23 protein-coding genes and 1 pseudogene are annotated in these 20,635 nt (G+C 40.3%); 3 read left to right on the forward strand and 21 right to left on the reverse strand.

Going from position 1 to position 20,635, the window contains the following annotated elements:
• Positions 1-2: 2 nt before the first annotated feature.
• The 12 genes from pstC to cysS form a co-directional block, all read right to left on the reverse strand.
• Positions 3-995 carry a phosphate ABC transporter permease subunit PstC gene (pstC, locus tag J3U73_RS04600; protein ID WP_103752453.1) on the reverse strand — a complete coding sequence of 331 codons (993 nt, stop codon included), beginning with the start codon at positions 993-995 and terminating at the stop codon, positions 3-5.
• 1 nt (position 996) lies between these two features.
• Positions 997-1,863 carry a phosphate ABC transporter substrate-binding protein gene (locus tag J3U73_RS04605; protein WP_103752452.1) on the reverse strand — a complete coding sequence of 289 codons (867 nt, stop codon included), beginning with the start codon at positions 1,861-1,863 and terminating at the stop codon, positions 997-999.
• Between the two features lie 137 nt (positions 1,864-2,000).
• On the reverse strand, positions 2,001-2,693 hold the full coding sequence (gene rplA, locus J3U73_RS04610; RefSeq protein WP_103752451.1) for a 50S ribosomal protein L1: 693 nt from the start codon (positions 2,691-2,693) through the stop codon (positions 2,001-2,003).
• 71 nt (positions 2,694-2,764) lie between these two features.
• A complete protein-coding gene (gene rplK, locus J3U73_RS04615) occupies positions 2,765-3,190 on the reverse strand; it encodes a 50S ribosomal protein L11 (RefSeq protein WP_034980336.1) in 426 nt (141 codons plus the stop codon).
• Between the two features lie 126 nt (positions 3,191-3,316).
• On the reverse strand, positions 3,317-3,865 hold the full coding sequence (gene nusG, locus J3U73_RS04620) for a transcription termination/antitermination protein NusG (protein WP_103752450.1): 549 nt from the start codon (positions 3,863-3,865) through the stop codon (positions 3,317-3,319).
• 101 nt (positions 3,866-3,966) lie between these two features.
• Positions 3,967-4,137 carry a preprotein translocase subunit SecE gene (gene secE / locus J3U73_RS04625; RefSeq protein WP_103752449.1) on the reverse strand — a complete coding sequence of 57 codons (171 nt, stop codon included), beginning with the start codon at positions 4,135-4,137 and terminating at the stop codon, positions 3,967-3,969.
• 6 nt (positions 4,138-4,143) lie between these two features.
• Entirely contained in the window at positions 4,144-4,293 is a 150-nt protein-coding gene (rpmG, locus tag J3U73_RS04630; RefSeq protein ID WP_103752448.1) for a 50S ribosomal protein L33, read from the reverse strand.
• Between the two features lie 208 nt (positions 4,294-4,501).
• The gene (locus J3U73_RS04635) at positions 4,502-4,717 is read right to left on the reverse strand and encodes a hypothetical protein (RefSeq protein WP_103752447.1); all 216 of its coding nucleotides are present in this window, start codon (positions 4,715-4,717) and stop codon (positions 4,502-4,504) included.
• 72 nt (positions 4,718-4,789) lie between these two features.
• Positions 4,790-5,344, reverse strand: a complete 555-nt coding sequence (locus J3U73_RS04640; protein WP_103752446.1) for an RNA polymerase sigma factor — start codon at positions 5,342-5,344, stop codon at positions 4,790-4,792.
• 222 nt (positions 5,345-5,566) lie between these two features.
• Positions 5,567-6,322, reverse strand: coding sequence for a 23S rRNA (guanosine(2251)-2'-O)-methyltransferase RlmB (gene rlmB, locus J3U73_RS04645; RefSeq protein ID WP_220232189.1), 756 nt, complete (start codon positions 6,320-6,322; stop codon positions 5,567-5,569).
• Positions 6,309-6,752, reverse strand: coding sequence for a Mini-ribonuclease 3 (locus tag J3U73_RS04650; RefSeq protein WP_103752444.1), 444 nt, complete (start codon positions 6,750-6,752; stop codon positions 6,309-6,311). Before J3U73_RS04650 ends, rlmB begins: the two co-directional genes overlap by 14 nt.
• Positions 6,745-8,169: a cysteine--tRNA ligase gene (gene cysS, locus J3U73_RS04655; RefSeq protein WP_267409731.1), complete on the reverse strand. Its 1,425-nt coding sequence runs from the start codon at positions 8,167-8,169 to the stop codon at positions 6,745-6,747. The genes J3U73_RS04650 and cysS overlap by 8 nt, the downstream gene beginning before the upstream one ends.
• A gap of 336 nt (positions 8,170-8,505) precedes the next feature.
• Here cysS and J3U73_RS04660 point away from each other — a divergent pair.
• Positions 8,506-9,323: pseudogene (locus J3U73_RS04660) on the forward strand (SDR family oxidoreductase).
• 91 nt (positions 9,324-9,414) lie between these two features.
• Here J3U73_RS04660 and gltX read toward each other — a convergent pair.
• From gltX to J3U73_RS04675, 3 genes are all read right to left on the reverse strand, one after another.
• Positions 9,415-10,914 (reverse strand): glutamate--tRNA ligase, encoded by a 1,500-nt coding sequence (gene gltX / locus J3U73_RS04665; protein WP_103752441.1) that lies wholly within the window; start codon positions 10,912-10,914, stop codon positions 9,415-9,417.
• A gap of 75 nt (positions 10,915-10,989) precedes the next feature.
• A complete protein-coding gene (gene radA, locus J3U73_RS04670) occupies positions 10,990-12,366 on the reverse strand; it encodes a DNA repair protein RadA (protein WP_220268322.1) in 1,377 nt (458 codons plus the stop codon).
• A complete protein-coding gene (locus tag J3U73_RS04675; protein WP_220220007.1) occupies positions 12,366-12,914 on the reverse strand; it encodes a dUTP diphosphatase in 549 nt (182 codons plus the stop codon). Before J3U73_RS04675 ends, radA begins: the two co-directional genes overlap by 1 nt.
• 250 nt (positions 12,915-13,164) lie before the next feature.
• On the opposite strand from J3U73_RS04675, the gene J3U73_RS04680 reads away from it, so the two are divergent.
• Together J3U73_RS04680 and pepC are read left to right on the forward strand one after the other, a co-directional pair.
• On the forward strand, positions 13,165-13,467 hold the full coding sequence (locus tag J3U73_RS04680) for a hypothetical protein (RefSeq protein ID WP_267409732.1): 303 nt from the start codon (positions 13,165-13,167) through the stop codon (positions 13,465-13,467).
• Between the two features lie 119 nt (positions 13,468-13,586).
• On the forward strand, positions 13,587-14,933 hold the full coding sequence (pepC, locus tag J3U73_RS04685; RefSeq protein WP_267409733.1) for an aminopeptidase C: 1,347 nt from the start codon (positions 13,587-13,589) through the stop codon (positions 14,931-14,933).
• 67 nt (positions 14,934-15,000) lie between these two features.
• Here the strand turns inward: pepC and galT are convergent, their stop codons facing one another.
• The 6 genes from galT to J3U73_RS04715 form a co-directional block, all read right to left on the reverse strand.
• Positions 15,001-16,479: a UDP-glucose--hexose-1-phosphate uridylyltransferase gene (gene galT, locus J3U73_RS04690; RefSeq protein WP_267409734.1), complete on the reverse strand. Its 1,479-nt coding sequence runs from the start codon at positions 16,477-16,479 to the stop codon at positions 15,001-15,003.
• 8 nt (positions 16,480-16,487) lie between these two features.
• Positions 16,488-17,657, reverse strand: coding sequence for a galactokinase (locus tag J3U73_RS04695; RefSeq protein ID WP_267409735.1), 1,170 nt, complete (start codon positions 17,655-17,657; stop codon positions 16,488-16,490).
• 175 nt (positions 17,658-17,832) lie between these two features.
• Positions 17,833-18,768 carry an AAA family ATPase gene (locus tag J3U73_RS04700; RefSeq protein WP_220220012.1) on the reverse strand — a complete coding sequence of 312 codons (936 nt, stop codon included), beginning with the start codon at positions 18,766-18,768 and terminating at the stop codon, positions 17,833-17,835.
• A 105-nt stretch (positions 18,769-18,873) separates the two neighbouring features.
• The gene (locus J3U73_RS04705) at positions 18,874-19,548 is read right to left on the reverse strand and encodes a 2,3-bisphosphoglycerate-dependent phosphoglycerate mutase (RefSeq protein ID WP_267409736.1); all 675 of its coding nucleotides are present in this window, start codon (positions 19,546-19,548) and stop codon (positions 18,874-18,876) included.
• 1 nt (position 19,549) lies between these two features.
• Positions 19,550-19,732 (reverse strand): DUF308 domain-containing protein, encoded by a 183-nt coding sequence (locus tag J3U73_RS04710; RefSeq protein ID WP_103752432.1) that lies wholly within the window; start codon positions 19,730-19,732, stop codon positions 19,550-19,552.
• Between the two features lie 3 nt (positions 19,733-19,735).
• Positions 19,736-20,632: a cation diffusion facilitator family transporter gene (locus J3U73_RS04715; protein WP_220268327.1), complete on the reverse strand. Its 897-nt coding sequence runs from the start codon at positions 20,630-20,632 to the stop codon at positions 19,736-19,738.
• Positions 20,633-20,635 lie beyond the last annotated feature (3 nt).

Below are 20,635 nucleotides of genomic sequence, written 5' to 3' on the forward strand. Positions count from 1 at the left end.
CACTAACTCTTCTTTCCAATTAAGTGTACTAAAAAGTTGAACACTAACGACATAATCAAAAGCAGCAATGCCAGTGACCACAAAGCATTATTAGGTAAAGTGCCCATAACGGTATTACCCATTTGACTAGTCAGCTGACTGGTTAAAGTGGCAGCTGGACTCACTAGGTTATATGGCATTAACACGGCATTTCCGATTGCCATTTGAACTGCTAAAGCTTCACCGAAGGCCCGTGCCATTCCAAAAATAATCGCTGTCATAATTCGTGCGCGAGCAGCCCTTAAAACAACGTGAAAAATGGTTTGCCATTGGGTTGCACCAAGTGCAGCGGATGATTTGCGCAATTCTTTTGGCACTGCCTTAAAAGCATCAACAGTTAATGACGTAATCGTTGGTAAAACCATTACGAATAAGATTAATGTTGCCGTTAAAATACCAAATCCAGTTCCACCAAAAATTGTCCGGATAGCTGGTACGACCACGGTTAATCCCAAAAAGCCATAAACAACTGATGGAATTCCAACTAGTAATTCCATCACGGACTGAAGAAAGTTAGCCTTTTTACCAGATTCATATTCTGTCATAAATAAAGCAACGGCAATTGCAAAAGGCGTCGCAATTATTGCTGCCAGTAAAGTTACTGCAAATGAAGTAACAATCATTGCTGCCGCACCCACGTGCTCAGGACCGGCACTAGGATTCCAATCCGAAGAAAATAAAAAGTGGAAGATATTTACTTTATCTGTAAAGAAAGTGGCAAGACCATGCATTCCAACAAAGCCGATAATTGCCACAATCAAGACTCCGATTAAGACGATTGCCAAAGCGGTCAAGCCTTTGCCCCAGCGCTCCTGCCTAGTTTCTTTGGACGGCTTAGTCAAACGAGCAATATCGATGTTACGGGGATTAATGCCCTTAATCTTAACATGAGGAACTTTTTGCTGAGCAATCGCTTGTTCAACAACCTCTTGCAAATCTTGTTCTTTTTTAGCCATATTAATTACCTAATTTCGTAATTTTATTTTGACTATCACGATAAACTTTCATTTCATGAATACTAAGATAGCCAATCTTTGGAACCAAATCTTTTTGGACCTTTTTGCTCAATACATATTTAATAAAGGCAGCCGTTGCTTTGTTAGGCTCTCCTTTAGTGTACATATGCTCATATGACCATAATGGCCATTTGTTAGTAGGAATGTTCTTATTAACTGGCTGTACATGGTTAATGCTAATTTTTTGAATATTTTCATCATTAGCATACGGGAAGGAAATATAAGAGATGGTTCCCGGTGTCGAATTGACAATTTTCTTAACCGTACCGTTAGAATCCTGTTCTTGTGAATTAATGGCATCCTTGCCCTTTAAAATCAAATCTTCAAAGGTAGTTCTAGTACCACTACCACGAGAACGGTTGATGACAATGATTGGCAGATTTTTACCGCCAACCTGGCGCCAGTTTTTAATCTTACCGGTAAAGATATCTGCTAATTGCTGGTTAGTTAAATTTTTAACCCCTACACCCTTATTAGCAATAGGTACAATCCCAACGATTGCAACTTGATAGTCCTTCAGTTTCTTTTCGTCGATTCCCTTTTGCGTTTCAGCAAAAACATCCGACGTACCAACCTGGACGGCCCCCGCTTGTACTTGACTAAGTCCGGTACCAGAGCCACCACCTTGGACAACAATATTACTGTCAAGATGGGCTAAATGATAGTCATTGCCAGCTTGCTCAATTAACGGCTGCAAAGCACTTGAGCCTACGATTGTGATTTTTTGGCGGTTTTGACTGCAACCAACTAAAAAAAGCGGCACAAACAAAAGGATTGCCAGCAATTTGCCCACATTATTTTTACGCATGATAATTCCCTCAATTAGACAATTGGATTATGCTTTAGTTTAACAAATCTTTTGCAATTGATAAATAATAAACATCAAAAAGTCGATAAAAAAAGCAACTCGCCTAAACGGCAGAGTTGCTCTTTAATTGTTATTTATTAGTCCAAGTTTAATGGATCAAGCTTGATCCCTGGGCCAAAGGTTGCAGCAACTGCAACACTCTTAATGTATTGACCCTTAGCTGCTGATGGACGTGCACGTAAAATAACGTCACGAAGTGCATCAAAGTTTTCAATTAATTGTTCATCAGTAAACGAAACCTTACCGATAGCAGCATGAATAGCAGCTTGACGGTCAACACGGTATTCAACCTGACCAGCCTTAACATTCTTAACGGCCTTTTCAATGTCCATTGTAACAGTACCGGTCTTAGGGTTTGGCATCAAACCTTTAGGTCCTAATACACGACCCAAACGACCAACTTTAGCCATCATTGTTGGTGTTGCAACAACAACGTCAAAGTCTAAGTAACCATTTTGAACTTTTTCAACTAATTCGTCTGAACCAACTTCGTCAGCACCGGCAGCCTTAGCTTCTTCAGCTTGTGCACCTTCAGCAAAGACAATAACCTTTTGGGTCTTACCAGTACCGTTTGGCAAAACAATTGAGCCACGGATTTGTTGGTCAGCTTGCTTAGGATCAACGCTCAAGTTGTAAGAAACTTCAACTGATGCGTCAAAGCCAGCATATGAAGTTTCTTTAACAAGCTTCATTGCTTCAGCAACTGAATATAATTTCTTTGAATCTACTTTTTTAGCAGCTTCTACATATTTTTTACCATGCTTTGGCATGTGATTTCCTCCTTAATATGTGGTCAAGCGAGCCAATGGCTCTCCCACCTAAATTGTTATAAATAACAGGATTAGTCTTCGACTTCGATACCCATGCTTCTAGCAGTACCTTCGATCATCCGCATAGCAGCTTCGACATCAGCAGCGTTAAGGTCCTTCATCTTAGTTTCAGCGATTTCCTTAACTTGATCCTTGGTTACTTTACCAACTTTCTTGGTATTAGGTTCACCAGAAGCCTTGTCAATTTTAGCAGCTTGCTTCAGAAGTACTGGAGCTGGTGGAGTCTTAGTAACGAATTCGAATGAACGATCTTCGTAAACTGTAATGACTACAGGAATAATCATGCCTTTTTGGTCAGCGGTTCTAGCATTGAAGTCCTTAGTAAAACCAACAATGTTAATACCTGCTTGACCCAAAGCAGGACCAACTGGAGGTGCGGGTGTTGCAGCACCAGCTGGTATTTGTAATTTGACAACGTTAATAACTTTTTTTGCCACGGTCAAAACCTCCTTGATTCCGTGCGTGGTTAGAATGGAAAAGTTACCTACTTTTCCTCCCACAATAATAAAAGTACCTTAATATGGTACCATCGATTAATTAGATTTGCAATATCCGACGAAATTTTAGCTAATTTTCTTTACTTGATCGTAATCAAGTTCTGTAGTGGTTGCCCGGCCAAACATATCAACAGAAACAAACAACTTATACTTATCTGGTTGAATTTCCGTGATTTTACCTTCAACACCATTAAAGGCGCCGTCAATAATTGTCACAGTTTCACCAACTTCATAGTCAATTTGTGGCCGTTTAGCTGGCTCACCTTGTTGACGCAATAAGCGGTTAACTTCTTCATCTAATAGCGGCGAAGGCTTGGAACCACCACCATGTGAGCCAACAAAGCCAGTTACATTAGGTGTATTACGAACAACAAACCAGCTTTCATCGGTCATGACCATTTCAACTAAAACGTAACCAGGAAAGATTTTTTCTTCGACTTCTTTTTTCTTGTCGTTAACTTTCTCGATTTTCTCTTGTTCAGGAACCATTACCCGAAAAATGTAATCTTGCATCCCCATGCTTTGAGCACGAGATAAGAGGTCAGATTTAACCTTGTCTTCATAGCCTGAATAAGTGTGAAGTACAAACCATTGCTTTTTAGTTGTTTCAACCATTACATAAATTCTCCTTTTAAATTTGGCAAACAAAAAAACCTCCAAGTAAGAGGTTCTTCTTAATTAATTTCATTATATCACGAATAGAAAATCATTGCTATTTACATAAACATCTGCGTCAAAATACTGAACAAGTAGTCCAGTAATCCAAGGAATAAAGCGAATAAGACAGAGGTAGTAATTACAATGCCTGTATCATGACGGTTTTGCTTAGCACTTGGCCAAGTGACTAACCGCATTTCATGTCCTACACTCTTAAAAAACTTAATCATTAATCTTTACCTCGTTTCCTTATGCACCGTCATTTTACCGCAATGCTTACAGAATTTCTTTAATTCAAGCCGCTGGGTGCGATTCTTGCTTGCGGTGATTGAGTAATTACGCGAGCCGCAAATGCTGCAGGCTAATGATGCTTTTTTCACTGCCATAATCTCACTTCCAAACTATTGTATTTTAACAAAAAAAGATAATGTACGCAATTAAGTACGAATTAAAATTAAATAATTAACTAGCCATTTAGTCAAGATATCTGCTTTTAATGCAATTAAACAAAAACAGTTGCCCATCATCGGACAACTGCTTTTAAGTGGTCAAACAAAGCGTGACCACTGGGCGTAGAACATTGTATAGTCGGATTTACTTCTTAAGATTTTCATTTACGAAGGATTCGATTTTATCGTCAGAATAATCGAGAAACGGAAGCATTTCTTCTTCCGTCTTCATGGTATCTCTACCATTCTTTTCCATGAAGTAGTCCCAAAGGGCATCTCTAACTGGAATATCTGAATCACTCCAGTCAAAAACTTCTTTCATGTGACGATCTAACAATGCAGTCTTTATTTCTTCTGCCATCTTAATCTACCTCCTAAAATTATTCTACATTAAAGATTATATCCTATTTCCAAAGCCATAGCTATTAAAATATTATTTTAATAGGCTTGCGCGCATTTTTCTGACCAAGCGCGAACGCGCCCGAACTAAGGTAAGCTGACTTACTTTTAGATAGTTGATTACTTCTTCTTGCCGATAAACGCCAAGAATAATTAATAAAGTCCATATTTCTAACAACGAGAGATTACTAATGGCTTCCTCTACGCTTTCAGATAATGGCACACAAGAAACTAAAACTGCTGGACGGCGAACAGGCTTCAGCCCATTGGTAATTGCCGTTTCCAGTGAAATTGCTTGTGTCGAAGCTCGTCTACGATATGCCATGTGATAACGTAAGACAGAGCGAACACGGTTAAGCAGACGAACTTTATAATAACTGCCGAATGTCCCTTTTCCTTCTTGATATTTTAGTGCTGCTTCGTGACACACAATCAAGGCTTCCTGGTTCCAATCCTGCTCATCATAATAACGAACATAATATTGCTGCTTAACATGGTTTATTAATGGGCGATACAAATTGTAGAGTTCTGGTAATGCATCTTGGTCTCCCGCTTTGATTTTTCTAATTAAAATTGCTTCCTGTCTCATTTTACTTGCTCAACCTTCATTTTGATTCTATTTTCAGAGCATTTAGTTATGCCCAAGTTCAAGAATAGAAAAAAATGGTCATAAACTTGATAGAACCTATGTTTATTTGGCACGAGCAAGTTGAAATGTCGAAAAGGCGTATTGCAAAAAAATCATTCTGTCATTTGCTAAGTAAAAATAAACAAAAAAACATTCTACTATCTCAGTAGAATGTTTTTTTAATTAATTAAGCGGATTACGACTATTGAGCATCTGGTAGAGCAGCACACCGGTTGCGACACTGGCATTGAGCGATTGGACATGGCCGACCATTGGCAAAGTTAACATTTGATCCATCTGTTCTTTAAGCAGACGCGAAATTCCTTTACCCTCGTTTCCGATGACAAGCACAGTCTTACCGTTACTGTCCCACCGACGATAATCCGTTCCCTTCATATCTGTTCCAAAAAGCCAGTAACCACGTTTTTTTAGCATTTGACTTGTCTGAACTAGGTTATTAACGCGAGCAACTGGCACGTGATCAATTGCCCCAGTTGAAGTCTTGGCTACAACCGAAGTTAACCCAGTCGCATGCCGTTTAGGAATAATGATAGCGTCAACTCCGGTAGCGTCGGCCGTCCGTAAAATTGAGCCCAAGTTATGCGGATCTTCAATTGAATCGAGCATTAACAGAAACGGCTCTTTTTCGTCACGATCAAATTGAGCAAGCAAATCATCTAAAGCCGCGTATTCAAAGCTAGCAACAGTTAGAACCAAACCTTGGTGATTGCCACCTTGAACCAACCGATCAAGTTTATTTTTAGGGACTGTTTGGACAATAATGCCCTTCTTTTTCGCTAACCCAAAAACTTCATTAGCAAAACTTTCCTGGACTCCCTGCTGTAAAAACACCTTATTAATGCGGTCAGCGTCTTGCGTTTTGAGAAAATCAAGCCCTGCATGCTTACCAAAAACAAAATCTTTATCATTTGAAGTCATACTGATCAATGCCACCTTCCTCTACTGTCTTAATGCACCATGCATTTAATTCGGCAATGCGGTCCGTTTTATTCAATAATTCCAAGTAGCCCCAAACTGCTTCAAAACCCGTGGACAATTGGTATGTGGCTAAACTAGTATTTTTGGCTTTAGTATACGTTTTCGAATTGCGTCCCCGCTTAAATGTAGCAATTTCATCGCTACTAAGTAAATTTTCATCTTGCAGTTTTGTAATTAATGCTGCCTGAGCTTTCGCAGAAACATAGTGCGTTGCCTGCCGTTGTAAAACCTGCGGTTTAACAATTCCACCTTTAATTAGGTGCTGGCGGATTGCAATTTCATAAACTGCATCCCCTAAATAAGCCAGTGTTTGGCCATTTAACGTATCCGGATTCACAGCACTTTCGACTAACTTCTTTACTTTATTCACGTATCCACCTTGTTCCTTGTGGGGTGTCCTCCACTGTAATTCCCATTTCTTTTAATTGCGCGCGCAATTGGTCGCTTTTAGCCCAATCCTTATTTTTCCGCGCTTGTTCGCGTTCTTTAATCAACGCGGTAATCTCATCTTCGTCTTCAGCAGTTGTTGTTGCGGTTAACTGCGTCGTTTCAATACCAAAAACCGCCAGCCAATCATGCAGCAATTGTTTTACTTCTTTTAAAGCCTCTTTATCAGCATTTTCTGCAGCAATATTAGCATTAACAACTGGCAATAAATCATAAATTGCAGCTAGCGCATTTTGCACGTTAAAATCGTCATCCATAGCCGTGATGAATGCCGTTTTCGTTTTCTTAATTGCTTCTTCTAAAGCAGCTGCCTGAACACTGCTCGTCTGATCGCTAAGTCGGTATTCCAAGTTATTCAATGTGTTTTTGAAGCGTTGCAAAATAATTTCTGCTTGCTGCAGGTTTTCCTTGGAATAATTGATTTGGCGGCGATATTGCACGCTAGCCATCAAGAAGCGCAGAACTTGCGGGTCAACTGTTTTCAGCAAATCATGTACCGTCACAAAATTATGCAGCGATTTCGACATTTTTTCTGCCTCTGCACCAACAGTTACAAACCCATTATGCATCCAATAATGAACAAATTTTTTGCCAGTTGCGGCTTCACTTTGTGCGATTTCATTTTCATGGTGCGGAAATTCTAAATCTTGCCCACCGCCATGAATATCGATTGTCTCGCCTAAGTACTTTGTAGCCATCACGGAACACTCAATGTGCCAACCTGGTCGGCCTTTGCCCCAAGGCGAATTCCACGCAATTTCATCTGGTTGCTTCTGCTTTTTCCATAATGCAAAATCGATTGGATCCTGCTTTCTTTTTTGTTCCTCTTCGTTGATGTGCTCGGAGGCACCCTCTTCCAGTTCAGCGATATTCTGACTGCTTAATTCGCCATAATGCGCAAATTTTTTAGCATGATAATAAACATCCCCGTCGGCTTCATAGGCATAACCTTGAGCAATCAGTTGCTTAATAAAATTGATAATTGCCGTTATTTCATGAGTGGCACGCGGATTTTTGGTTGCTGGCTCAATATTTAAGGCTGCAGTATCTTCTTGATAGGCTTTAATATACCGCTCTGCTAATTCAGGCACCGTGGTCTTTTCGCGCCGTGCTTCATTAATCATCTTGTCGTCCACATCGGTAAAGTTAGAAACAAAGTTAACGTGATAACCCCGATATTCAAAATAGCGTCTGATAGTGTCAAATGCAATGGCACTACGAGCGTTCCCAATATGAATGTAGTTGTAGACAGTGGGGCCACAGACATACATCGTAATTTGTCCAGGGCGAATCGGCTGAAATTCTTCTTTTGTTTTGGTCAGAGTATTATAAATTTTCACGATGGCCAGCTTGCCTTTCTAAAAAACATTTATCTTCATTTTAACAGAAAGTGGCGCATATTCTAGCATGGACTATGAGAAAATAGCGGATTGTGCCTGTCCAGCTTAGCTTTTTTACCTTCAAAAAATACGTGGTAACCATAAATCGGCGCACTGCACACAAATTTGATAATGTCCACCCTTCTTTTACCAACCTATTTTTTGCTAAATTAGACAAATGGTTCTTGCCTTCGAGTATGGTATAAGTCATAAAATGAAAAATAATCAAATTATTAAAGATACTAAACTAGCAGTAGCATTTCACATGCTACGCTGTGAATATTTGAAGGAGTTAAGATGAAAAAACAAGTAATGCTAGTTGTTGGTGCAGGGCAAATCAGTCTTGCGATTGCACGAAGATTAGGGGCTGATTACCAAATTATTGTTGGTGACAAGAACCAAAAGTTCGAACAAACTTTAACAGAAGCCGGCTTTAATGCTAAAGCAAGCGAAATGGATTTAGCATCACGAGATTCAATCAAAGAAACCATTAAATTTGCTACGACCTTTGGTGAGATTAAAGCTTTAGTTAATGGTGCTGGATTATCACCAAGTCAGGCCAAAACCGAAGATATTTTAAAAGTAGACTTGTACGGCACAGCGGTCCTACTCGAGGAAGTGGGCAAAGTTATTGCGAAAGGTGGCGTTGGGATTACTATTTCTAGTCAATCTGGTCACCGTCTTCACGCCTTAACAACTGAGCAAGATCGTCAACTCGCTACCACTCCAACCAGTAAATTATTGCAATTGCCAATTCTGCAACCAGAAAACATCGCCGATACGCTCCAAGCATACCAGTTAGCAAAAAGGTGTAATGAAAAAAGAGTGATGGCAGAAGCAATCAACTGGGCTAAAAGAGGAGCACGACTGAATGCAATTGCTCCCGGAATCATCGTAACGCCTCTTGCTCTAGATGAATTTAACGGCATCAGAGGCGACTTTTACCGAAAAATGTTTGCCAGTCCCCTGCTGGACGTCCAGGAACTGCAGATGAAGTAGCGAATGTAGCGGAGTTGTTAATGACACAGCAAGGTGCATTTATTACCGGCTCAACTTTTCTAATTGATGGCGGAGCTACGGCAAATTACTTTTATGGTCAGCAAACTGACAAATAATTTCAGTCGAAAACCAATTTGCCGCTAAAACGCAAAAGCACACCACCTCGTTTCGAGATGATGTGCTTTTTATTTCCACTATAAGATGGTATTATAAGCCGTTTTCGCTCATTTGCTTCAAGGTTAAGTCCAAGTGCTGCATCACTCTTTGCTTACCTAAAAGTTCCATTGCTTCACCAATGCCAGGGCCAACCATTGATCTAGTGGTTGCAATTCTGATTGGCATAAACAGTCTTCTACCCTTAATGCCCGTTTCTTGACGTGTTGCTTGAACAGCATTCATGATTTGGGGAGAAGTAAACCGTGGAATCAGATCAACTTGCTTCTTAAATTCTTCGATTACAGGTCTAGCTTCGTCTTTGCGAATTTCATCGATTTCTTCTTCACTCAAGTTCTTCGGTGCATCAAAGAAAATTTTGGCCAAATCAACAATTTGCTTAGTGTATGACATTTGCACTGAGTAAATATTTACCAGTTGCCGAACCCATTCCATCTTTTCTGGATTTGGATCTTGTTCCACTAGCCCAGCTTCTTGCAAGTTATTCAAAGCCAAATCAAGCAAGGTGTCACGATCGGCCTTCTTAATGTATTGGTTATTAATCCACTCAAGCTTCTTTTGGTCAAAAGCAGCAGGAGAGTTTGATAACCGAGCTGGGTCAAATTGTTTAATCAATTCACGTTGAGTGAAAATCTCATTTTCGCCCACAGGTGACCAACCAAGAAGAGTAATAAAGTTAAACATGGCATCTGGCAAATAGCCCATATCACGGTATTGCTCAATAAATTGCAAAACTGATTCATCACGCTTGGAAAGCTTCTTACCAGTCTCAGAATTGATAATCAATGTCATGTGACCAAATTTTGGTGGTTCCCAGCCAAGCGCTTCATAAACTGCTAATTGCTTTGGCGTGTTGGAAACATGGTCATCCCCACGCAGCACGTGAGTAATTTCCATCAAGTGATCGTCAATAACAACTGCAAAGTTATAAGTTGGCATACCATCACGTTTTTGAATAACAAAATCGCCACCGATCGTGTCTGATTCAAAACTCAAATGTCCCTTAACAATATCTTCCCAGGAATAAGTTTCCATTTCAGGAATGTGAATCCGAACAACTGGCTTCAAGCCCTTGGCCTTAGCTTCTTCTTGCTTTTGCGCAATTTCGTCAGCTGTCAGGCCCTCATATTCATAGGTGTAGTGCGGTGCAATCCCCATTGCACGCTGTTCTTCACGTTGCTCTTCAAGCTCTTCTTCAGTTTTATATGAATAATAAGCTTTACCTTCATCAATTAATTGCTTGATGTACTTATTGTAAATATCTTTACGTTCTGATTGCCGGTAAGGACCAAAGTCACCGCCCTTATCAGGACCTTCATCCCAATCAATTCCAAGCCAGCGAAGGTTATCCATCTGAGACTCAGAACCACCTTCAACGTTCCGCTTTTGGTCGGTATCTTCAATTCTTAATACAAAAGTACCTTTATTATGGCGCGCAAATAGATAATTAAATAATGCAGTACGCGCGTTACCGATATGCAAATGTCCCGTTGGACTTGGGGCATATCTTACCCGAATTTTTTGTTTTGCCAAAATTCATGCCTCTTTCAAAAAGTAAATCTCAATAAACTAAGTTTAACGGTTGAACCATAAAAGTTCAATGGTTGCTTATCCTAAAACCAATTTCAATGCCTGCGGGATGCTAGCCACTGGTATCACTTCAATGCCAAGGTTCTGCAGGCTAGCCCGCATGTTGTGTTTAGGGATAAAAATGCGCTTAAAACCTGTTTTAGCAGCTTCTTTAATGCGGGCATCGATTTGATTGACCCGGCGCACCTCACCTGTTAAACCAACTTCACCGACAAAACAATCTGTCGGTAAAATTTCTTCATTTTTATAGCTGGAAGCAATTGCCATTACTACTGCTAAGTCAACAGCCGGTTCATTTAACCGAATACCACCAGTAGCTGTTAAGTAGACATCCTGGTTTTGGAGCATTAAATTGCCCCTTTTTTCTAGCACCGCTAATAATAAGCCCGCGCGGTTAAAGTCAATTCCAGAAGTTGTTCTTTTCGCATAGCCAAAGGCTGTTGGTGTAACCAGTGCCTGAATTTCAGCTAATATTGGGCGGGTACCTTCTAGTGATACGACAATGGCCGAACCAGTTGAATTTGGCAAGCGCTCATCAAGAAAGATTGCTGACGGGTTGGTTACTTCTTGCAGACCCTTATTGACCATTTCAAACATCCCGATTTCATTGGCAGCACCAAAACGATTTTTAACCGAATGGAGAATCCGGTAAGCGTGATGCTCATCGCCTTCAAAATACAGAACCGTGTCAACCATGTGCTCAAGAATCTTGGGACCCGCAATGGCACCTTCTTTAGTAACGTGCCCGATCACAAAAACCGTAATCGCATCCATTTTCGCGATTTTCATTAATTCACTGGTCACTTCACGTACCTGTGAGGCCGAACCGGTCATTGAATCAAGACTAGGTTCGTTCATTGTTTGAATCGAATCGATTACGACAAAATCGGGTTTAAGGGTGTCAATCTGTTGCCTAATATCCTCCATATCAGTTTCTGGATAAAGCATCATCTCATTACCACTAAGATCCAACCGGTCCGCGCGCAATTTGATCTGATTGGCAGATTCCTCACCGGATACGTATAAAACCCGGTAGGTTGCGGACAATTCACTCATGATTTGTAACATTAAAGTTGATTTCCCGATTCCGGGATCTCCACCGATTAAGACCAATGAGCCTGGTACTATTCCACCGCCTAAAACACGGTTTAATTCACCCATGCTCGTTTTGATCCGCTCTTCTTTTTCAGCCTTAACAGCGGTAATCTTAACTGGTTCATTAATCCCAGTTTTCTTAATTAAGCGGCTCGGACTGCCCTTAGTGGAACGAGCTTGGACTGTTTCAGTCTCTTTTTCAAACTGATTCCAAGCACCACAATTAGGACAGCGGCCCAAATAACTGGCAGAAATATAACCACAGGAATGACATTTGTACTTAGTTTTAATCTTCGCCATTAGTCCTCCTTGTTTGTTGAACCAAATCCGTTTGCTCTAATCCGGCTAACTGGAAGGTCATCATCAGCTTTTTGGTATTTCATAAAAATCCCTTGGGCAATCCGGTCGCCTTTATGAATTTTAATCGGCCTAACCCCATAATTAATGAGCTGTGCAAAAATTTCGCCCTCGTTAGCTTCATTATTATAATAATCAGAATCAATCACACCAATGCCATTAGGCAAACTCAAGCTACGCTTAAAAGTATTCGATGAGCGGTTTGCCAGCAGCAAAAACTCATCTTCTGGCATGTAAGCTTTGACCCCAGTCGGAATAAGAAATGGTTTTAAAACCTGCTCCGCCATTTCATAATCTGGTTCATATAATTGGTGCCCGTTTCTAATTAAACGAAAAATCCGCACAAAATTCAGCCGCCAAATGCTGGGAATCACCATGTCTTTAGCCGCCGCAAAATCATACCCAGCACTCGCAATTGTCTGCCGCCTAGGCAAAATAATATTTTGATCTTGATACTTAGATACAACTTCAAAGCCACGTAATTTAGTCATTTTATCTCCTTTTAATCAACAAGAACTATTTTACCTTAATCGCAATGATTTATCCTTAATTTGCGTAAGTTCAAAGAATTTATTAACTTATTTTTTAAAAAGTGGTACCTAGCTATTTTAAATAATCCGTTAGTTACTCTTTACCCACCTAGTTGAGGCTGTCCACCTAAACTTTTTGCTTTATTTTAATGCAGATATTCTATAATAAGATACGCAAAAAAATATGGTTGTTTTTTTAAAAGGAAAATTTATGTTTAATGTTAATAACCCGCACCAATTCTTTCAAACCGATGATGATAACGGCGTTATGGTATGTCGCTGGACGATGGACAAAATCAAGCGCAAAGATGGCAAATTCTGGTTAATGAACCACTTTTTTATCAATCCTAGTGCAAATAAAGCTGAAGTCTTAAATCAAGAAATGCGCGTCGCAAAGCTTGTTGCGCAAGAATCCAACTTAAAAATCTGGCCACTTGATCCTTTAATCATCGCATATTTTGCTGAGCATCCCGCATTTGACCAAATTTGGTATCACCGGCCTTGTGCTAACTAATCAATGCCAGAAAAATTAAGTTGAACAAGCCAAAACTGTGCACTTTTTACTAATCTTAATTAGACTACTCTACTTAGTTAAGCTAAAATGGTAGTTATTAACTTAAGGAGGAATATATAATGACTAAAGAAATTACCAATGACGCTATTGCCAATTACACCGCTGATTTGGCTAAGCATCCTAGTTTTAATATTGCCAGTCATGCTGCCCAAGAAAACGGCATCTACAAGGCAAGTCAAAACCTGCAATCAAAGATTGATTTAAACCCAACTTTTTCTGTAGAAATTGAAACTGGTAAGCCAGCTGATCAAAAGCAATCCGGTCGTTGCTGGATGTTCTCTGCCTTGAACACCATGCGCCACCCATTACAAAAGGAATATAAAGTTAAGGACTTTGAATTATCGCAGAACTACACCAACTTCTGGGATAAATTCGAAAAATCCAACTGGTTCTTTGAAAATGTGATCGCTTCAGCTGATAAGCCACTTGGTGACCGTAAAGTTAGCTTTTTGTTCGCTACCCCACAACAAGATGGTGGTCAATGGGACATGCTATGCGGTTTAATTGAAAAATATGGAATTGTGCCAAAATCTGTTTATCCAGAAACTGCTAACGCAACAAACTCTAGCGCTTTAAATGACACTTTAAACACTTTATTGCGTAAAGATGGGTTAGAACTGCGCGATTTAGTTAACAGTGGCAAGTCCGAAGATGAAGTTGAAGCACGCAAGAATGAATTCTTAAACGATGTTTTCCGGATCTTAGCAATTTCACTTGGCGTTCCACCAAAGAAATTTGACTTTGAATACAAAGATGACGATGGCAACTACCACCGTGAAGCTGGAATTACACCAAAAGAATTCTTTGATAAATACGTTGGCATGAACCTAGAAGACCACGTTTCAATTATCAACTCACCAACAGACGATAAGCCATACCACAAGGTCTTTTCTGTTGAATACCTGGGCAATGTTGTTGGCGGCAGACAAGTTCGTCACCTTAACTTAACCATTAACGAAATGAAAGACTTAATCATCAAGCAATTAAAAGCTGGTGAAGTTGTTTGGTTTGGTTCAAATGTTGGTAAGGATTCCGAAAGACAACTCGGTTTACTCGACACTAACATTTACAAGCGCGATGAATTGTTCGACGTTGATTTCTCAATGACTAAGGCCGAAAGACTTGATTCTACTGAAAGCATGATGGATCATGCTATGGTCATCACAGGTGTCGACTTGGCTGATGACAAGCCAACTAAGTGGAAAATCGAAAATTCATGGGGTGAAAAGCCAGGATTTAAGGGTTACTTCGTTATGAGCGACTCATGGTTTGACTCCTTCGTTTACCAAGCTGTTATCAACAAGAAATTCTTGCCAGATGACATGAAGAAAGAATTTGACGATGGTGCTAAGAACCCAATTCAACTTCTTCCTTGGGACCCAATGGGTGCTTTAGCTTTTAAGTAAAATAATTGGCTAAAAAATGCGTTACTGCAATTAGTAACGCATTTTTTATTTACCATAAAAGCTTAATTCATGCTAAGCCAACCTCATTAACAAAACGCATGAATGCGGCCTGCCCAGCTGGTGTTTGCTTAAAAACACCTGCATCTTCTAAAACGCGAGCAAAAACTTGGCCTAATTCATCTTGCAATATCTGGTTTACGTTAGCAGCCTGAATTGGCTGCCGTTCTTTAATTTCTTGGGCCCACTGCAGGTGAATCTGCTTAATAGCATTAGGCTGCCCTAAAAGAAATTTCTTAACCTCGTTCATCTCTGGTACTAGGCGCGGTGGCAAAATCGCTAGTCCTAATACTTCAATTAAACCAATATTTTCTTTTTTGATGTGCTGCACATCGGGATGCGGGTGAAAAATCCCAGCCGGAAAGGCAGCTGAAATTTGGTTATCACGTAAAACGAGGTCAAGGACATAATCACTGCCCTCTTTACGCGCAATCGGCGTAATGGTGTGATGCTTTTCGCCAGCACTAACGGCACGCACATTAACTGTTTCATCGGAATATGTTCGCCAAGCAGAAAGAATTTTGGCAGCTAAAGAAACCAGTGCTTCCTTTTCTGCGCCGCGCAAACGAATCACCGACATGGGCCACTTAACTAGTCCAGCTTTGACGGTGGGAAAGCCGGCAAACTGCAACTTAGTCGCAATTGGAGCCCCATCCATAGGAAAACGGTGCTTGCCGCCTTGATAATGCTCATGTGACAGTATCGAACCGCCCACAATCGGCAAATCGGCATTGCTACCGACAAAATATCCGGGAAACTCATCAACAATTGTCAATAAGTTATTAAAAGTTGATCGCGCAATTGTCATCGGTTCATGCTTGGCTGAAAGAAAAATACAGTGTTCGTTAAAATATGCATACGGTGAATACTGGAAGCCCCATAATTCATCATTAAGCTTAAAGCGAATAACGCGGTGATTTCTGCGTGCCGGATAATCCGCACGGCCCTCATAACCCTCATTTTCCAGACATAATTGACATAACGGGTACCCAGTTGATTGTGTTTTAGCCGCTTGCGCAATCTTCTTCGGATCCTTTTCAGGCTTAGCCAAATTAATGGTAATCTCTAACTTGCCATACTTACTGGGCGTAACAAAATAGATATTTTTAGCAATTGCTCGCGTCTTAATATAGTCGCAGCGTTTGCTCAGTTCGTAAAAATTGTTAATGGCTTTACTGGCAGATTTTTGGTAAGTCTGCCAGAAGCGCTTATTAACGACGCTAGGTCGTGGTGTAAGCAAAGCCATTAGATCGGCGCCAATAATTGCCCGTTCAGCGCTATCCCCTTTACATTTACCATTTGCCTGTGTAATTTGAACTAATTCATCTTTTAAATCGAGCAAGTCACTTTTACTAGTTACCGCGCTGACAGCAGAATCGCCCACCATACTTAAAATTTGGTTTCGCAAATATATTCGATCTAAGTCAGTGTAATCGCTATTGGCAATTACCTGCGTAATAAATGCTTCAACTAGCTTTTGTTCAGCCATTTTTTATCCTATTCATGTAAAATCTTGGTGCCATCAGAGGTGGCAGCTAAATAAAATGACGGTGCATAACCAATTTGGTGCTGGTAGACCGCTGCCACATTTTCCTGAAAGGCTGTCACTTGCTCCTTAGCTACGAGTGCAATCGCACAACCACCAAAGCCGGCTCCTGTCATACGCGCACCTAACACGCCAGGCTGCTTCCAAGCAGTGTGAACCAGCGTATCCAGTTCCTTGCCAGTAACTTCGTAATCATATTCGAGTGAAAGATGCGAAGCATTCATTAACCGGCCGAATTGAGCTAAATTGCCTTTTTGTAAAGCCTTTTCTGCTGCCAGTGTCCGCTGATTTTCCCATACAGCATGTCGGCACCGCTTTAACAGCATTTCATTAGGTAGCAAGTAGCCGTATTCATCAAGTAAATGACCGGTAAGTTCCCCCAAGGCTCTGATATTAAGCTCTGTTTGGAATATTTTTAATCCTTCTTCACTTTCCCTACGCCGCTCATTATATTTGGAATCTGACAATTCCCGCTTCTTGTTAGTATTCATGATAACGATTAAATTGTTATTTAACTTTAAGGGCACCATTTTATAATGCAATTTACCAGTATCAAGCAAGATAGCCTGATCACGCTGGCCCATTGCCACGGCAAACTGATCCATGATACCTGAATTAACCCCGATAAAATTATTTTCGGTTTTTACGCCAAGCTTGACTAGCTCTAAACGGTCAATGGTTAAATTAAACTGATCCTTCATTATGAGACCAATTAACATTTCCAGCGCTGCCGACGAAGAAAGACCGGCACCATCAGGGATGTTGCCACTAATGTAAATGTTTAATCCGTGATCAAAGTGTGCACCACTTTTAAGCAAATAATGCATCATTCCCTTGGCATAATTAACCCAGGAATCCTTTTTGACGTATTTTAGCTGTGCCAAATCGACCGGTACAATACCAGTTTTAGCAAAATTAGCCGAATAAAAGTTAAACTGTTGATCTGTTCGCGGACTAACTGCGCCATAGATGCCTAACGAAATCGCACACGGAAAAACATGGCCGCCATTGTAATCAGTATGCTCGCCAATCAAATTAATGCGCCCAGGAGAAAAATAACACCCTGAGGGTTGGTCATGATAAATATTGGCAAAATCTTGTTTTAATTCTTCAAGTTTCATTGCTACCGCCTTCGCCCAGAAAATAAAGCGTTATCATTTTTACATTCTAATTATACGGTTTTCCGTTGAGCTCAACAAGTGAATTAATTAGCACAACATTTTCATTTATTCACCACTCAAATACCAAATAAAAAAACGACTTTGCTGTAAGTTGCAAAATCGTTTCTTCTTGTTTTTACCAAATATGTAACAGCCGGTCGGGCTGCAGTTTGGTTAAATTAAACTGGTGAACATGCTGCGGTTTACTTTGCGGAAATATTTCCATAAAATCGGCCAGATTCACTAAGCCGGTCGAATATGTCCACACGCCCTTTACCTTTTTTATTGGATCAAGCATTTCGTTCCTGATCGGACAAGCAGAAATTAAGAAATGCTTGTGATGAAATTTAAAAACAAAATACGGTAACCGAAAGTCATTAATAATTTCTTCTTTTGTCTTACCAATCGTAACCACATTTCGGTATGTACCATACATTTCAGTAAAGCGGTCATTAAACGAAAAATAAAAATTTGAAATGTGAACATGGGGAAAATCTTCTTCCGCTACCTGGTCAGGAACTGCAACAACATGAGCAAAATGATCTAAATTACTTTCACGCTGTGACAATGCTTTCCCCAACTGGTTAGGACTAATAACGTGTGCCCACTCCGGAACCGCCAAATTTTCCTGATAATTAATATACATTTGCCTGACCACTTCAGGCTTAACCCAATCATATTGCCTGCGAATTTCATTGCGGTTCAACAAATTGCGCAAGTTCTTATGATACATCAAATCAACGATAAACAATTCATAGCGATAGCACTCAACCCACGGCTTATAATGCTCAATGCTTTCTTCAACGATGTGGGTACTATCGACAATTACTGTTTCGCCACGTTTCATCTTCTCTTCTACGAGGTAGTCCACCACTTTTTCCGTTTGTTCATTTGCATATCGCGGAATTACTTGATGTAAGCAATCGGTATCTTCTTCATAATAGTAAGTTAAATTCGCCAATAATAGCCTTATTTGATCACGACTAATTGCATAAGGCTGCAAGTGATGACGAGCAATAAATGAAGATTTTCCGGAGCCGGGTGCGCCTCGTAATAAAAATATTTTACGCATACCTATTCTCCAAACTAAGAATGTAAAAACTCTATTTAGTATCGTAATAAATTTTAACATACATCTAGAAGATTCCTCACATCTAACTAAAAATGCGTGAGAATTTTAGCGCAAAATTTCTTTTTTCGTGATCTGTAAATGCTCATCAAAGGTGTAAATAATTGGCTGTGCATTAGGTACTTCAAGCTTAAGGATGTCATAATTGTCAATGTGCTCAAGTTTTTTGATTAACGCCCGTAAACTTGATCCGTGAGCAACAATTAATTGATCCTCACCCTTTAACAATCGACTTGCAACTTGATCATGATAATAAGGCAGCAACCGCTTTTGCGTCTGGTAAAGGCTTTCAGCCCGCGGTAACCATTTCCGATCGCATTGATCATAGCAAGCCGCTGTCACCTCATCACCTGCTGGCGGAACTTCATAAAACCCGCGGCGCCACCTTCGCACTTGTTCTTCGCCAAAGATTGCCCGGGAAAGATCTTTATTGATCCCCCGCAATTTACCATAATGCCGTTCGTTTAACCGCCAAGTCTTGGTAATTGGCAAATATAAAAAATGACAAGTTTCCGCCACAATATTAGCGGTAATAATTGCCCTTTGCAAAACCGAGGTGTGAATGTGGGTGGGGTAAAAGTCGGGAACCTGCTTAAGCAATTCTCCCGCCGTCTGAGCCTGAATCCGCCCCTTGGCAGTTAATGCAACATCATTCCAGCCCGTATAAACATTAGCAAAATTAGCGGTACTTTCACCGTGTCTAAGAAGCACCAATTTGACCATTTTAGCCCATCCAATGTCTAATTAATAAAAAAATACCGAAAACCGTAAAGATAATGCCTAAAATCATAAAGGGGCCAAAACTACGGCCATTATTTTTATACCGGCGATTAAAGGCATAAGCCATATCATATAACCCAACGATCAAAACAATAATCGCCGTAAATAAACTCACTTCAAACTTCATTTGTTATTCTTCCTCTTCTTGATTGCGATCCGAAACAATCATCTTGTTGTTACGCCCACGCTCACATTCAACCTGAAAGTTAGTGTGATTAATGCCCAAAACCTGCAATTTTCGGCTAATCTGCTGGTTAATCTGTTCAATCTGCTTAGCCGTTAAGTCAGGAGCAACATTTACGTGAGCATCTAGCATAACGTAACGGTCGCTATAACGCCACAAATGAACGTGATGAATGTTCTTGATTTCGGGAAAAGACAGGACAATCTTATTAACTTGGTCAAGATTAATATCAGGATTAGATTCCATCAAGACGTTAGCAGCCTTCATAGTTAATTCCCAAGCCTCATGAAAAATAAAGAGAGAAACTAGTAAAGTCATTAACGGGTCAATCCAAGTAATGTGCCAAAAGTAAATAAAAATTGCGCCGACAACGACCGCAACACTAGATAAAGCATCACTCATCATGTGAATAAAGGTGGAGCGGACATTAAGATTCTCTTGACCGTCTTGGTGCATAACGAGCATCGAGATCACATTGGCCACTAAACCGATAATGGCCACAACCAACATAATTTGCCCACTAATTTCCGTTGGACTCCAAAAACGTTCGATTGCCTCAATAAATAAAACAATGCTGATGAGCAGTAAAACGATTCCATTGGTAAAAGCGGCGAGCGTTTCAGCACGATCATAGCCAAAGGTCTTTTCTTTGTTGCTACTCCGATTACTAATTAAATGCGCCACAAAGGAAATGATAATTGCACCGACGTCACTTAAATTATGCACCGCATCAGATAACAGTGAAAGTGACCCAGAAACAAAGCCACCGATAAATTCCGCGGCAGTGATAATAACATTAAGTGCCGTAACGTAGGCATAACGCTTAGTTGTGTGATCTTTCATATG

This window comes from Lactobacillus sp. B4005, from assembly GCF_026536045.1.
Classification (GTDB): domain Bacteria; phylum Bacillota; class Bacilli; order Lactobacillales; family Lactobacillaceae; genus Lactobacillus; species Lactobacillus panisapium.

What these genes read in the sequence shown, in the direction of transcription:
- pstC (WP_103752453.1), bottom strand. Translation starts at nt 995, where the DNA reads ATGGCTAAAAAAGAACAAGATTTGCAAGAGGTTGTTGAACAAGCGATT.
- J3U73_RS04605 (WP_103752452.1), bottom strand. Translation starts at nt 1,863, where the DNA reads ATGCGTAAAAATAATGTGGGCAAATTGCTGGCAATCCTTTTGTTTGTG.
- rplA (WP_103752451.1), bottom strand. Translation starts at nt 2,693, where the DNA reads ATGCCAAAGCATGGTAAAAAATATGTAGAAGCTGCTAAAAAAGTAGAT.
- nusG (WP_103752450.1), bottom strand. Translation starts at nt 3,865, where the DNA reads ATGGTTGAAACAACTAAAAAGCAATGGTTTGTACTTCACACTTATTCA.
- secE (WP_103752449.1), bottom strand. Translation starts at nt 4,137, where the DNA reads ATGATTAAGTTTTTTAAGAGTGTAGGACATGAAATGCGGTTAGTCACT.
- rpmG (WP_103752448.1), bottom strand. Translation starts at nt 4,293, where the DNA reads ATGGCAGTGAAAAAAGCATCATTAGCCTGCAGCATTTGCGGCTCGCGT.
- J3U73_RS04635 (WP_103752447.1), bottom strand. Translation starts at nt 4,717, where the DNA reads ATGGCAGAAGAAATAAAGACTGCATTGTTAGATCGTCACATGAAAGAA.
- J3U73_RS04640 (WP_103752446.1), bottom strand. Translation starts at nt 5,344, where the DNA reads ATGAGACAGGAAGCAATTTTAATTAGAAAAATCAAAGCGGGAGACCAA.
- rlmB (WP_220232189.1), bottom strand. Translation starts at nt 6,322, where the DNA reads ATGACTTCAAATGATAAAGATTTTGTTTTTGGTAAGCATGCAGGGCTT.
- radA (WP_220268322.1), bottom strand. Translation starts at nt 12,366, where the DNA reads ATGGCGAAGATTAAAACTAAGTACAAATGTCATTCCTGTGGTTATATT.
- J3U73_RS04675 (WP_220220007.1), bottom strand. Translation starts at nt 12,914, where the DNA reads ATGACTAAATTACGTGGCTTTGAAGTTGTATCTAAGTATCAAGATCAA.
- J3U73_RS04680 (WP_267409732.1), top strand. Translation starts at nt 13,165, where the DNA reads ATGTTTAATGTTAATAACCCGCACCAATTCTTTCAAACCGATGATGAT.
- pepC (WP_267409733.1), top strand. Translation starts at nt 13,587, where the DNA reads ATGACTAAAGAAATTACCAATGACGCTATTGCCAATTACACCGCTGAT.
- galT (WP_267409734.1), bottom strand. Translation starts at nt 16,479, where the DNA reads ATGGCTGAACAAAAGCTAGTTGAAGCATTTATTACGCAGGTAATTGCC.
- J3U73_RS04695 (WP_267409735.1), bottom strand. Translation starts at nt 17,657, where the DNA reads ATGAAACTTGAAGAATTAAAACAAGATTTTGCCAATATTTATCATGAC.
- J3U73_RS04700 (WP_220220012.1), bottom strand. Translation starts at nt 18,768, where the DNA reads ATGCGTAAAATATTTTTATTACGAGGCGCACCCGGCTCCGGAAAATCT.
- J3U73_RS04705 (WP_267409736.1), bottom strand. Translation starts at nt 19,548, where the DNA reads ATGGTCAAATTGGTGCTTCTTAGACACGGTGAAAGTACCGCTAATTTT.
- J3U73_RS04710 (WP_103752432.1), bottom strand. Translation starts at nt 19,732, where the DNA reads ATGAAGTTTGAAGTGAGTTTATTTACGGCGATTATTGTTTTGATCGTT.
- J3U73_RS04715 (WP_220268327.1), bottom strand. Translation starts at nt 20,632, where the DNA reads ATGAAAGATCACACAACTAAGCGTTATGCCTACGTTACGGCACTTAAT.